Origin of the sequence: Sporosarcina sp. P37, from assembly GCF_002109365.1 — a bacterium.
Lineage (GTDB): Bacteria > Bacillota > Bacilli > Bacillales_A > Planococcaceae > Sporosarcina.
Genome location: NZ_CP015349.1, coordinates 2,289,845 through 2,303,096, shown reverse-complemented (window position 1 = coordinate 2,303,096; position 13,252 = coordinate 2,289,845). Strand labels below are relative to the sequence as shown.

Genomic DNA, 13,252 nt, shown 5'->3' with positions numbered 1-13,252 from the left:
CTCCTTTTGTTCCATCACTTATTCGTTCTGGTTTCCCAGTCTTTCAAAAACTGATCAATACCTTTAGTCGTTAACGGATGAGCAAAAAGACTTTGCAACACGTTGAATGGAGTCGTCGCAATATGTGCGCCGGCAAGTGCTGCAGCTGTAATATGCTGCGGGTGTCTGATGGAAGCCGCAATAATTTGCGTATCCAGGTCGTGAATTGTGAAGATATCTGAAATTGTTTCAATCAGTTCTGTCCCATTTTGGCCAATATCGTCCAGGCGTCCGATGAACGGAGAAACATAAGTCGCACCTGCGCGCGCTGCCAGCAATGCCTGATTGGCGGAGAAAATCAGTGTGACATTCGTTTTGATTCCTTCAGCCGCAAATACCGAACAAGCCTGTAAACCTTCAGGCGTCATCGGCAGCTTCACCGTAATATTGTCTGCCAGTGCCGCAAGCTTGCGTCCTTCTTCAATCATACCTTCTGCATCTAGTGAAATTACTTCCGCGCTGACAGAACCCGGAACAAGCGCTGTAATTTCCTTTAAACGGTCATGGAATGAAATGTTTTCCTTTGCGACAAGCGACGGATTGGTCGTAACGCCAGAGATAATCCCCCAGCTGTGCGCTTCTTTGATTTCTTCAAAATTTGCAGTATCTATAAAAAATTTCACGTGTATTGTCCTCCTAGTTATGAATCGTTCATTTACTGAAAAGCAAAAGAAGGAGACGTATTGCGCTCCTCCTTTGTCCTGTCTTCACTCTATCATTACGCTTGCTGTGAACTTCCAAATTCACGCATTTTTCCGATGACCGTTTCTTTAATAGCTTCACGCATCGGCGCAAGGTATTTACGTGGATCATAGACTTTCGGATCTGCCTGCAATGTATCACGCACAGCTTGCGTACCCTGAATTTGGTTTTCTGTGTTGACGTTAATTTTAGATGTGCCTAATGAAATTGCACGCTGAATATCTTTTGTCGGGATTCCTGTACCTCCGTGCAATACTAGCGGAATATCTCCCTGTTTGGAGATCTCTTCCATTTCTTCAAACCCCAGATTCGGCTCTCCTTTATATGGGCCGTGTACAGAACCAAGTGCAGGCGCCAGGCAGTCGATGCCTGTTTTCTCTACCAGTTCTTTACATTCGGCAGGATCTGCATAGATGACACCGTCCGCGATGACATCATCTTCCTGTCCGCCTACGACGCCAAGCTCAGCCTCTACAGATACATTATGCTGCTTTGCTAATTCTACCACTTTTTTTGTAATAGCAATATTCTCTTCAAGCGGTTTAGAAGACGCATCAATCATGACAGAAGTGAAGCCTGCTTCGATTGCTTCCTGACACTTCTCAAAGCTGGACCCGTGATCCAGGTGAATAGCAACAGGCACCGTTGTGCCATAGTCTTCCATTAATCCTTTTACCATCATGACAACAGTTTTGAAACCGCCCATATAGCGCGCCGCACCTTCTGAAACGCCTAAGATGACAGGTGATTTTTCTTCTTCAGCGGCCTGCAGGATCGCCTGTGTATATTCTAAATTGTTGAGGTTAAACTGGCCGATCGCGTATCCTTTTTCTTTCCCCTGAATCATCATTTCTTTCATCGAGACGAGTGGCATGCAAAATTCCTCCTTGGGTTCATACGAATTATAATGTATTTTTATAATATTAATTTCTACCTGTAAGCATATCAAATTCACGCCATGATTACTACTGTCAGGCGCCTTGCAGCTGCAACCTTTTTAATACGGTATTGCGTACGTCAAATATATCAAATGGCTTAGTGAAATGATGATCGATGCCAAGTCTGTCTGCTTCTTCCGTCAGTTCCACTTCACTGTATGCCGTCATCATCATGACAAGCGCCTTCGGTGAGATATTTCTAATTTCCTGAAGCACTTCGACGCCATTCATCCCCGGCATCTTCATATCCAGCAGCACACAGTCGGGATGATGCTGCCGGACAATTTCCAGCGCCTCTTTTCCGTTTGACGCGAGCGATGTTTTTATATCCGCTGACTTAAATATTTCTTCCAGTAACAACCGGATACCCGGCTGATCATCTACAATTAATAAATGCTTCATACCCATCTCCCCCAATACGTGAATTTCCCCTGTGTTTCCCCCGTGTTCTCCAGCATTCCATAAATCAACTCATTAAATCCGATTATTATTATACGTATATAGCTATAATTCGTCGGCATAAAAAATATTTAAATATGAGTACAACCTGTTTTTACTAGTTTAACTCATTTTTACTCTATTGTGTATTATTCTAAATACTCACAAGATTTCCTTTATTATTTTACATTTACTTTTGCACTTCTACCTTTTGTCGCCTATACTGAGATTTTGGAGGGATTTCCGTGAAAATATTGACGACACAAATCAGAGGACTTCTGGAGAGAATTGCAGAAGGCCAAGAACAAGAAATTGAAGATACAGCCCGTCTGCTTGCGCAGGCACTTGTTGGCGAAGGGCGCATCATTTTGGCGGCTTTTGGTGAAATGGAGGCCATTGCGTCCACTGCATTGGAAGGCGCAGAGCCAATGAACGGCGCAGTCCGCTATACGAAAGAGCTCGAACTGACCACCGCAGACCGCGTGTGGCTGCTGGCACGAAATGCAGATCATCCTGCTGCACTAGAATTGGCAGAACAGCTGTCTGATCAATTCGTCCCATTCGCCGCACTAGCCGCAGATAAAGACACTGACGACAATGAACTTTCCTCCCTTGCGTTCGCTTATATTTCGACAGGTTTAAAAAAAGGGCTGATACCGGGTCCGACAGGCGAACGAATCGTCCAGCCGCACGCACTCGCCGCACTATTCGCCTACGAGGCAGTAAAGCTCGCAATGGACGACATGCTGGCGGATGAAGACGATTTATAAAACAAATTTGCCGTCATTGGATTAGGATGCGGGACTTATGCACTTGTTTTTTTCTTGAGTGCCCATGATGGGCCAGCTAATTCATGCGGTCACTAAACGTATTTGAGATTCATGTACAGATTAATCTGCTGACTAACTTTCATTTCCTTTATTAGTCCGTATGCAGCATACAAAAATGCCGCCAGAAGAACTCTCTTCTGACGGCATTTTTTTAGTTTCGGTGTTCCAGTGCTGCACGGATAAACTCGCGGAACAGCGGCTGTGGAGTAGTTGGACGGGAAGCGAATTCCGGGTGGAACTGGCAGCCGAGGAAAAATGGATGATCCTGCAATTCCATAATTTCGATCAAACGGCCATCCGGGCTGATGCCCGATACGATAAATCCTGCTTCTTCCAGCTGCGCGCGGTACGCTAAGTTAATTTCATAACGGTGGCGGTGGCGTTCATAAACCAGCTCCTCACCGTATGCATTGTATGCCTTTGTGTTTTCAGACACTTTACATGGATAAGCACCCAGACGCAATGTGCTGTCTGCTTCACTAGCTGTGCGGCAATCCGGGTGGAATGTTGTAATTTTATATTCTGTCTCTGTATCAAACTCTAAAGAATGAGCGGATTTCAGACCAAGCACGTTACGCGCAATTTCAGTGGCAGCCAGCTGTAAGCCAAGGCTGATGCCGAAGAACGGAATTTTCTGTTCACGTGCGTATGTGATCGCTTCGATTTTTCCGTCGATCGCACGGTCGCCGAAGCCGCCCGGCACAAGAATTCCGTCAGCGTCCCCGAGAAGTTCCGCCACGTTTTCTGAAGTGACGTCTGCTGAGTTGATCCACTGGATATCAACGTCTGTGCTGAATGCGTACCCTGCATGGCGCATTGCTTCCACTGCTGAAATATACGCATCTTGTAATTCTACATATTTACCGACAAGCGCGATTTTCACTGTTTGCTTCAATGATTTTACCAGTTTCACAAGTTCCTCTACTTCAGACAGTTCAGGCTGCGGTGTTTCAAGACCCAGGAAGTCAACAACAAGCTGGTCCATATTTTGTTCGTGAAGGCGAAGCGGCACTTCGTATAATGTTTCTGCGTCAAGCGCTTCGATTACTTCTTCTGGCTTGATGTTACAGAACAGCGCGATTTTGTCTTTCATTTCCTGCGGTACCGGGTATTCGCTTCGCACGACGATCATGTTCGGCTGAATTCCGAGACTGCGCAATTCTTTCACGCTGTGCTGTGTCGGCTTTGTTTTCATTTCCCCTGCTGCATGAAGGTATGGAATTAATGTGTTGTGGATATACATGACATCATCTTTTGCTAAGTCCGTCTTCAATTGGCGGATTGCTTCGAGGTACGGCAATGACTCGATATCTCCGACGCTGCCCCCGATTTCTGTAATTACCACGTCTGCATTCAGCGTTTCGCCCGCACGTTTGACCAGTTCTTTGATTTCATTTGTAATATGCGGAATGACCTGGACTGTCGCGCCTTTGTATTCGCCGCTGCGTTCTTTGCGCAATACAAGATCATAAACTTTCCCCATTGTGACGTTTGAATACCGATTACATTTGATATCGATGAAACGTTCGTAGTGGCCGATGTCAAGATCCGTTTCCGCCCCGTCTTCAGTGACGAAAACTTCACCGTGCTGGTATGGGCTCATCATACGCGGATCGATGTTAATGTACGGGTCGAATTTTTGGTTGGTAACTTTCAAACCGCGGTTTTTCAGCAAACGTCCGAGTGACGCCGCATTGATTCCTTTACCAAGAGATGAGACGACTCCGCCTGTAATAAAAATATATTTTGTCATGTGTAGTTCCTCCATTTGTTCTTTTTACATGCTGTCAGGGTGGATATAAAATCAAAAAAGCGCCCCATTTGTAGCGTAACTACAATAAGGAGCGCGTATACACGAATTCATGTGTCCTTTTCAGGAGCCCATACAAATCTTATATTTTTGGGCCGGAAAAGTCAAGTCTGATTATTCCTCTTCCTCGTACTCTTCTTCCTCGTCCTCTTCATCTTCTTCGTCGATGTCGAGTTCTTCTTCAGGAATAACTTCCAGGTCGTCGTCAGGATCGATTAAATCTTCTTCGATCTCGATAACGTCCTCGTCTTCTTCCTCGTCATCCACGTCATCGTCTTCTTCGCCAAGTTCCACATATTCTTCGTCGAAGATTTCTTCTTCGTCGTCATCTTCTTCGATTTCATCTTCATCATCGTAATCTTTTTTCTTCTTTTTCTTTTTGCGCACTTTTACGACTGGCGCTGTCTCTTCTTCGATCTGATCGACCGGATACCATTCGCGCAAGCCCCAGCGGTTGTCCTGAATTGCGAGGAATCTGCCGTCGATGTTCAGATCTGTGTAATATTGAAGGACCTTTTCTTTCAATTCTTTATCTGTGATACCCGTTAGCTTACGGAATTCTTCCATTAATTCCTGTAACGTAAGAGATTCCCGGCGCTCTGTAAGAATCTGGTAGGTAATATTAATTAATGATTCTTCCAATAGTTCTTCTTTTGTCATGTCATGGATATTCAATGTATGGCACGTCCTTTCTTCTATGAATCACGCGCGGACCGGCCAAGTCAGCAAGTGATTTGGCCGATTCACGTTTTCTTTTGTAACTGCTGTGCATAGTTTACATTATATACAGTTTTTCTTCCAATATGCTACATTCTTTTACTTCTCTTAATATTTCTGTATTCATTTATAGTCAGATACCCTAAATAGACCGATGCAAATGCAAAGGGAAATGCACCCAGCCCGCTCTTGTAGAGGACGAGTGTGAGAATAATTAATAAAGCTATTATAATCGCGTGATAATACCATCTCACATTCAACACGTCCCTTTTCTTAGTTGTTATCATTATACTGACAAAATTGCTAATTTATCCACTTTGAAGGCAATGAATTTTATGTATCTGATAAATATACAATGGGAAGCCTTGAATACTCATTCATTACCTCGCCCTTCATTGCCGCTAAGCGGGGGGACTTCTATCTATGCAAAAAAGGATGTCAACAGAAGTTATGGCTTCTGAGACATCCTTTTCTGCGGGTTATTACATATTACGGCGGTATTGCCCGCCTACTTCATATAAAGCGTTAGTGATTTGGCCCAGACTTGCCACTTTAACGGTTTCCATCAGTTCGGCGAAGACGTTGCCTCCTGAAACTGCAACTTGCTGAAGGTTCGCCAGCGCTTGCTCTGATTTATCTGCGTACGCAGCCTGGAACGCGCGCAGATTGCGGATCTGTGCTTCTTTTTCTTCCTTCGTTGCGCGTGCCAGTTCCATGTTATCGATATCGTCTTCAGACGGCGGATTCGGGTTCAAATACGTATTGACACCGATGATCGGCAGCTCGCCTGAATGTTTTTTCATTTCGTAGTACATGGACTCTTCCTGGATCTTTCCGCGCTGATACTGCGTTTCCATAGAACCGAGTACGCCGCCGCGGTCATTCAGGCGGTCAAATTCCTGCAGGACCGCTTCTTCCACCAGGCTCGTCATTTCCTCAATAATGAATGCGCCCTGCAGCGGATTTTCATTTTTGGATAAGCCGTGTTCTTTCATGATGATCATCTGGATTGCCATCGCACGGCGCACTGATTCTTCTGTCGGTGTCGTAATTGCTTCGTCGTATGCGTTTGTGTGCAGCGAGTTACAATTATCCTGGAGCGCCATCAATGCCTGCAGCGTGGTACGGATATCGTTGAAATCAATTTCTTGCGCATGTAAACTGCGGCCTGATGTCTGAATGTGATATTTCAGCTTTTGGCTGCGCTCATTGGCACCGTATTTATCGCGCATCGCAACCGCCCAAATTCGGCGTGCGACACGGCCGATTACACTATATTCCGGATCGAGGCCGTTCGAGAAGAAGAACGACAGATTCGGTGCAAAGTCGTCGATATGCATGCCGCGGCTCAAGTAATATTCTACGTAGGTGAAGCCGTTTGCGAGCGTAAACGCCAGCTGTGAAATGGGATTTGAGCCTGCTTCTGCGATGTGGTAGCCGGAAATCGACACAGAATAGTAATTGCGCACTTTTTTATCGATGAAGTACTGCTGGATATCCCCCATCAGACGCAGCGCAAATTCCGTGGAGAAAATACAAGTATTCTGTCCTTGGTCTTCTTTAAGAATATCCGCCTGCACGGTTCCGCGCACAGTCTGGAATGTTTTTTCGCGCACGTCCGTGAATTCTTCAACAGTCAGTGTACGGCCCAGTTCATCTTCTTTTTTCCGCACTTGCTGATCGATTGCTGAGTTCATGAACATTGCCAGGATAATCGGAGCCGGTCCGTTGATTGTCATCGAAACAGAGGTCATCGGCGAACAAAGATCAAACCCGTCATAGAGTTTCTTCATATCTTCCAGCGTACAGATGCTGACTCCTGACTCTCCTACTTTCCCGTAAATATCCGGACGTTCATCCGGATCTTCCCCGTACAAAGTTACAGAGTCGAACGCTGTCGATAAGCGTTTGGCATCGTCATCTTTTGATACGTAATGGAATCGGCGGTTCGTTCGCTCCGGCGTTCCTTCCCCGGCGAATTGCCGGCGCGGATCTTCCCCTTCACGTTTGAACGGGAAAACACCTCCCGTGTAAGGGAATGAGCCCGGCACGTTTTCGCTGTATACCCAGCGCAGAATTTCACCGTAGTCCTTGAACTTCGGCAAAACTACTTTCGGAACTTTCAAGCCCGACAGGCTGACTGTGTTGAGCGACGTGCGAATTTCTTTGTCGCGGATTTTGACGACATATTCATCCTGCTTATATGATTCTTTTAAAGCTTCCCAATTTTTCAGCGTCTTTTTGGATTCGCCTGTCAGCTGCTCTTCTATGCCTTCTTTTAAACTATTCAATGAAGCAAGCAGCGCTTCATTGGAATCCGCTTCTTTCACTGATTCAATGGCACCTTCAAGCTGGAACAGACGCCGTGCCAGTTCTTCCTGCTGTGCAGATTTGACGTGGTAATTGCGGACAGCAGATGCGATTTCACGCAAGTAATGACTGCGGTCAGGCGGGATGATTACAGTCTGTTTCTGATCTTTGACAGTTTCCGCGTAGCTGGTCGTCCAGTCGGAATCAGTGACCGCATTCAGTTTGTCGATTAGTGCAGCAAACAGCGTATTCGTCCCTTTGTCATTGAACTGACTCGCAATGGTTCCATACACAGGCATTGACTCAAGATCTTCATTAAATAATAAATGGCTGCGCTGATACTGTTTGCGCACTTGGATTAATGCATCTTCCGAACCTTTCCGCTCGAATTTATTGATGACAATTAAATCGGCAAAGTCGATCATATCGATTTTCTCAAGCTGTGTCGGCGCACCGAATTCGCTCGTCATGACATACATTGAGACATCGGAGATATCCGTAATGCGCGCGTCCCCCTGACCGATCCCGCTCGTCTCAACAATGATCAGATCATAGCCGGCCGCCTTCGTAACATCCAGGACGTCATGAATGGCAGTCGTCAGTTCGGAACGGGAGCCTCTTGTCGCGAGGCTTCGCATATAGACGCGATTATTGAATATGGCATTCATGCGGATGCGGTCTCCAAGCAATGCGCCGCCTGTCTTTTGCTTCGTCGGATCGACGGAAAGAATAGCTACCCGTTTATCCGGGAATTCACGCAAGAAACGGCGGATTAATTCATCAGTCAATGAACTCTTACCCGCACCGCCTGTACCAGTGATTCCAAGTACGGGGGTTTGTTTGGACTTTTCGCGCGCATGTTCGAGTAATTGCTCGGTTGCTTCGTTTTTATGCAGATGATTCTCTTCAACGTACGTAATCAAGTTTGCCAGAATGCCAGGCGTTTCAGCCGTCAGGTTTTCGAGGTTGGCTTCTTCGCTTTCGGGAGTCGTGGAGAAATCGGATAGTTCCATAATTTTATTGATCATGCCTTGTAAACCCATTTTCCGGCCGTCTTCCGGTGAAAAAATCCATTCAATGCCGTAATCATGCAACTCTTTGATTTCCTTCGGGATGATGACTCCTCCGCCACCGCCGAAGATCTTAATGTGGGAAGCGCCCCGTTCTTTCAATAAATCATACATATATTTAAAATATTCGACATGCCCGCCCTGATAGGATGACATCGCAATTCCCTGCACGTCTTCCTGAATGGCAGCGTTTACAACTTCCTCAACAGATCGGTTATGCCCGAGGTGGATGACTTCTGCTCCAGTCGACTGCAAAATTCTCCGCATAATATTGATGGATGCATCATGTCCGTCGAACAAACTGGATGCCGTCACAAAACGAATATGATGTTTCGGTTTATAAATTTCTTCAGTAGCCATTTTGCTTTCCGCCTTCCTTGCATGCTGACTGCCGCCCGGGAGATGTCCCGCGGCGGAGTTCGCAAGTTATTTACCCAAACCTTTGATAATTTGATCTGTTTGTACTTCGATGTAGCGCTGCAGTGTATACTCTTTACGCAGTGCCCATCTTCTGAATGACCACATTTGGCCTGAAACGAGGATATGATGAGCTGTCAATGATACTTCATCCGGTCCAATGCGCAGATTTCCTGCTTCCATGCAGCGGCGGATGATTTTCTCGAACTGTTCAACCATTTCCAGTTCTTTTGTGAGCACGTAACGCAGTGCTTCGCTCGGCAATGACTTGGATTCCTGATACATGACGAGAAATTCATCTGACATTTGATCAATGACTTCATAATAACGGGCTATTGCCGCGCGCAAGCCTTCCACCGTCTTATCATTTGTGTCGAGCTCGGACAGACGAATCCTCACTTCGTTATAGATGTTGTCACAGACCAGATACAGAACATCTTCTTTTGTACGAATATATTCATATAGTGTGCCGATGCTGAAGCCGGCTTCTTTGGCGATTTCACGTGTTGTTGTCCTGTGAAATCCTTTATCGATAAATAGTTTTACAGCTCCCCGGCTGATTTGTTCCCGTCTTTTCTGAATGAGTTCTTCATCTTTGACGGTAGATTTTACTTCATGTTTTGCCATTGGGTGTACCCCCTGTTATTTCGTCAGCATGCGAGAGATGACGAGACGTTGAATTTCCTGCGTTCCTTCATAAATTTGCGTGATTTTCGCGTCGCGCATATAGCGCTCCACCGGATAGTCTTTCGTATAACCATAGCCGCCGAATACTTGAACGGCTTCTGTTGTGACTTTCATCGCCGTATCGCCGGCCATCAATTTTGCCATAGCGGATGCCTTACCGTACGGCAGATCGTTTGATTCAAGCCATGCCGCCTGATAAGTCAACAGACGGGAAGCTTCCGTAGCGGTTGCCATGTCTGCAAGTTTGAAGCTGACCCCCTGATTGGCTACAATCGGCTTGCCGAACTGCACACGTTCTTTCGAGTAGTCGATTGCCGCATCCAGGGCGCCCTGTGCGATTCCGACTGCCTGTGCTGCAATTCCGTTACGGCCTCCGTCAAGTGTTTTCATAGCGATAATGAATCCGTCGCCTTCTTCTCCGAGGAGGTTTTCTTTCGGTACGCGGCAGTTGTCGAGTACGACTTCTGTTGTCGGCGATGAACGAATGCCCAATTTTTTCTCTTTCTTACCTACTGAGAAGCCTTCAAATGTACTTTCAACGATGAATGCGCTTGTTCCTTTATGTTTGGATTCAGGATCCGTTACCGCAAAGACAATGTATGTGTCGGCAATTCCGCCGTTCGTGATGAAGATTTTCGAGCCGTTCAGCACGTAATCGTCACCGTCAAGCTTTGCCGTAGTTTTCATGCCGCCAGCATCTGAGCCTGAGCCTGCTTCTGTCAGACAGTATGCGCCCATTTTGGAGCCTTCAGCGAGCGGGCGTAAGTATTTTTGTTTTTGCTCTTCATTGCCATATTTGAACAGCGGCCATCCTGCTAGTGATGTATGTGCGGAAAGGACAACTCCTGTAGATGCGCAGACACGTGACAGCTCTTCCACTGCGATCACATAGGCCAGGTAGTCGCTGCCGATGCCGCCGTACTCTTCAGGCCACGGAATTCCTGTCAGTCCGAGTTCGGCCATCTTACGGAAAATATCCATGTCGAATGTCTCGTCTTCGTCGCGCTGTGCTGCGGTTGGTGCTACTTCTTTTTGTGCAAAGTCCCGTACCATTTTGCGAATCATTTCGTGTTCTTCTGTCAGTTTAAAGTCCATTATACTCCCACCCTTTTGTTTGATTAATGAAATTTTCATGGCTGGCGGACCGCGCCATCGGAAACCAAGACCACGCGATTCCGTCGGCTGGCCTTGCCAATCCGCCGCCCATCCGCGCTATTACATCAGACAGGCGCTCTCTGTGCGTCATCCATCCCCTGTTCGTCAGCCTGTGATGTGTTTGGCGATGACTACTTTTTGGATTTCGCTTGTGCCTTCGTAGATTTGGCATACTTTCGCATCGCGGAAGTAACGTTCTGCCGGATAGTCTTTTGTGTAGCCGTAGCCGCCAATTACTTGAACGGCTTCGATGGAGTTGTCTACTGCAGTCTGTGCTGCAAATAATTTGGCCATGGAGGCTTCTTTCCCGCACGGTTTGCCTTCTGCGCGCAGCCATGCCGCACGGTAGACGAGCAGTCGGGCGGCTTCTGTTGCGGTTGCCATATCGGACAGTTTGAAGCCGATTCCTTGATTGGCTGCGATTGGTTTGCCAAATTGTTCGCGTTCTTTGGCGTAACTGACTGCAGCTTCAAGTGATGCTTCCGCTATGCCGAGTGCCTGCGCTGCGATGCCGATGCGGCCGACGTCCAGATTGGCCATGGCGATTTTAAAGCCGCCGCCTTCTTCACCGAGTCTGTTTTCTGCAGGTACTTTCATATTATCGAAGCTCAGCGCAACAGTCCGCGAGCCGTGCAATCCCATTTTCTTTTCATCTTTGCCGATGGAAAGTCCCGGTGTGTCACGGTCGACGATGAATGCCGTGATGCCATATGTTCCTTTGTCAGGCGCGGTGTTTGCGAAGACGATGTAGACGTCCGCTTCTCCGCCGTTTGTGATGAACATTTTAGAACCGTTAATGACGTAGTAGTCATCCACCCGCTTAGCTGATGTTTTCAATGAGCCTGCATCTGATCCCGATGATGCTTCTGTCAGGCAGAACGCGCCGAGGTATTCACCAGACGCCATCTTCGGCAAATAGCGGTTCTTTTGTTCTTCTGTGCCGAAGTAGAGGATTGGATTCATGCCAACAGAAGTATGGACGGACAGAACAACACCCATGACTGCACTTACTTTTGACAGTTCGTGAATGGCGATAATGTATGACAGAAAGTCCATTTCTGAACCTCCGTATTTCTCAGGCGCTGTAATCCCCATCAATCCGAGCCCGCCCATTTTCTCCAGCAATTCACGAGGAAATTCCCCTTCTTCCATTCGTGGAATCCAAGGCTCGATCTCGTTTTTTGCAAAGTCCCGGACCATTTGACGCATCATTTGTTGCTCTTCTGTTAACATGAAATCCATTCTTTTCACCTCTTGCTTTCAGCTTAATAAAATTATTCGTATGAGTAAAATCCGCGGCCCGTCTTTTTACCGTACCAGCCCGCTTTGACGTATTTACGGAGCAGCGGACACGGACGGTATTTCGAGTCTCCAAATCCTTCATACAAGGTTTCCATAATATACAAACATGTATCGAGTCCAATGAAATCTGCCAGCTGCAGCGGCCCCATCGGGTGATTCATGCCCATTTTCATGACATCGTCGATTGCTTCTTTCGTTGCGACGCCTTCATACAGTGTGAAGATTGCTTCGTTGATCATCGGCATAAGCACACGGTTTGCAACGAATCCCGGATAATCATTTACTTCCACCGGTGTTTTGTTGAGCTTCTTTGTCATGTCTTCCACTGCTTCATAGACATCATCGTCTGTCGCAAGGCCGCGAATGACTTCCACAAGCTGCATCACCGGCACCGGATTCATGAAATGCATGCCGATGACTTTACCGGGACGTTTCGTTGCCGCACCGATTTCTGTAATCGGCAATGAAGAAGTATTTGTTGCGAGAATCGTATGAGACGGTGTGATTTCATCCAGCTCTGCAAATATTTTTGATTTTACTTCCATATTTTCGACTGCTGCTTCAATCACGATATCGGCATGTTTTGCATTTTGCAGATCTACCGACTTCGTGAAACGGCCAAGGATCTCTTCTTTCTCTCCCTCAGTCATACGGCCCTTTTCCACGTTACGCGATAAGTTTTTCTTAATGACCTCAAAACCGCGGTCATGTGCAGCTTCATTAATATCGTGAAGTGTGACTTCATAGCCTGCCTGTGCACAGACCTGGGCGATCCCTCCGCCCATTTGGCCTGCGCCGATTACGAATACTTTCTCGATTGTCATCTGAAATGCCTCC

General features: G+C 46.7%; 11 protein-coding genes. 1 reads left to right on the top strand and 10 read right to left on the bottom strand.

The features are described from left to right. Nucleotides 1-14 precede the first annotated feature (14 nt). The 3 genes from fsa to SporoP37_RS11780 all read right to left on the bottom strand — a co-directional run bounded on the left by fsa (nucleotide 15) and on the right by SporoP37_RS11780 (nucleotide 2,081). On the bottom strand, nucleotides 15-662 hold the full coding sequence (gene fsa / locus SporoP37_RS11790; protein WP_081243835.1) for a fructose-6-phosphate aldolase: 648 nt from the start codon (nucleotides 660-662) through the stop codon (nucleotides 15-17). A gap of 95 nt (nucleotides 663-757) precedes the next feature. Next, a complete protein-coding gene (locus SporoP37_RS11785) occupies nucleotides 758-1,615 on the bottom strand; it encodes a class II fructose-bisphosphate aldolase (protein ID WP_081243834.1) in 858 nt (285 codons plus the stop codon). A 97-nt stretch (nucleotides 1,616-1,712) separates the two neighbouring features. Further along, a complete protein-coding gene (locus SporoP37_RS11780) occupies nucleotides 1,713-2,081 on the bottom strand; it encodes a response regulator (protein ID WP_081243833.1) in 369 nt (122 codons plus the stop codon). A 281-nt stretch (nucleotides 2,082-2,362) separates the two neighbouring features. On the opposite strand from SporoP37_RS11780, the gene SporoP37_RS11775 reads away from it, so the two are divergent. Further along, on the top strand, nucleotides 2,363-2,887 hold the full coding sequence (locus tag SporoP37_RS11775) for a DUF2529 family protein (protein WP_081243832.1): 525 nt from the start codon (nucleotides 2,363-2,365) through the stop codon (nucleotides 2,885-2,887). A 211-nt stretch (nucleotides 2,888-3,098) separates the two neighbouring features. On the opposite strand, the gene SporoP37_RS11770 is transcribed toward SporoP37_RS11775, so the two are convergent. From SporoP37_RS11770 to SporoP37_RS11740, 7 genes are all read right to left on the bottom strand, one after another. Then, a complete protein-coding gene (locus tag SporoP37_RS11770; protein ID WP_085431026.1) occupies nucleotides 3,099-4,700 on the bottom strand; it encodes a CTP synthase in 1,602 nt (533 codons plus the stop codon). Nucleotides 4,701-4,871: 171 nt separating this feature from the next. Then, nucleotides 4,872-5,432 carry a DNA-directed RNA polymerase subunit delta gene (rpoE, locus tag SporoP37_RS11765; protein ID WP_081243830.1) on the bottom strand — a complete coding sequence of 187 codons (561 nt, stop codon included), beginning with the start codon at nucleotides 5,430-5,432 and terminating at the stop codon, nucleotides 4,872-4,874. Nucleotides 5,433-5,956: 524 nt separating this feature from the next. Further along, nucleotides 5,957-9,214 (bottom strand): fused isobutyryl-CoA mutase/GTPase IcmF, encoded by a 3,258-nt coding sequence (gene icmF, locus SporoP37_RS11760; protein ID WP_081243829.1) that lies wholly within the window; start codon nucleotides 9,212-9,214, stop codon nucleotides 5,957-5,959. 66 nt (nucleotides 9,215-9,280) lie between these two features. Continuing rightward, nucleotides 9,281-9,898, bottom strand: a complete 618-nt coding sequence (locus SporoP37_RS11755; protein WP_081243828.1) for a TetR/AcrR family transcriptional regulator — start codon at nucleotides 9,896-9,898, stop codon at nucleotides 9,281-9,283. Nucleotides 9,899-9,913: 15 nt separating this feature from the next. Next, nucleotides 9,914-11,053 carry an acyl-CoA dehydrogenase gene (locus SporoP37_RS11750; protein WP_085431025.1) on the bottom strand — a complete coding sequence of 380 codons (1,140 nt, stop codon included), beginning with the start codon at nucleotides 11,051-11,053 and terminating at the stop codon, nucleotides 9,914-9,916. Between the two features lie 165 nt (nucleotides 11,054-11,218). Next, entirely contained in the window at nucleotides 11,219-12,355 is a 1,137-nt protein-coding gene (locus tag SporoP37_RS11745) for an acyl-CoA dehydrogenase (RefSeq protein WP_085431024.1), read from the bottom strand. Nucleotides 12,356-12,387: 32 nt separating this feature from the next. Beyond that, nucleotides 12,388-13,239 (bottom strand): 3-hydroxybutyryl-CoA dehydrogenase, encoded by an 852-nt coding sequence (locus SporoP37_RS11740; protein WP_081243825.1) that lies wholly within the window; start codon nucleotides 13,237-13,239, stop codon nucleotides 12,388-12,390. Nucleotides 13,240-13,252 lie beyond the last annotated feature (13 nt).

Excerpts from the sequence above, each read along its gene's own strand:
- SporoP37_RS11745 (WP_085431024.1), bottom strand. The coding sequence starts at position 12,355 with ATGGATTTCATGTTAACAGAAGAGCAACAAATGATGCGTCAAATGGTC.
- SporoP37_RS11750 (WP_085431025.1), bottom strand. The coding sequence starts at position 11,053 with ATGGACTTTAAACTGACAGAAGAACACGAAATGATTCGCAAAATGGTA.
- SporoP37_RS11785 (WP_081243834.1), bottom strand. The coding sequence starts at position 1,615 with ATGCCACTCGTCTCGATGAAAGAAATGATGATTCAGGGGAAAGAAAAA.
- SporoP37_RS11780 (WP_081243833.1), bottom strand. The coding sequence starts at position 2,081 with ATGAAGCATTTATTAATTGTAGATGATCAGCCGGGTATCCGGTTGTTA.
- SporoP37_RS11770 (WP_085431026.1), bottom strand. The coding sequence starts at position 4,700 with ATGACAAAATATATTTTTATTACAGGCGGAGTCGTCTCATCTCTTGGT.
- icmF (WP_081243829.1), bottom strand. The coding sequence starts at position 9,214 with ATGGCTACTGAAGAAATTTATAAACCGAAACATCATATTCGTTTTGTG.
- SporoP37_RS11740 (WP_081243825.1), bottom strand. The coding sequence starts at position 13,239 with ATGACAATCGAGAAAGTATTCGTAATCGGCGCAGGCCAAATGGGCGGA.
- SporoP37_RS11755 (WP_081243828.1), bottom strand. The coding sequence starts at position 9,898 with ATGGCAAAACATGAAGTAAAATCTACCGTCAAAGATGAAGAACTCATT.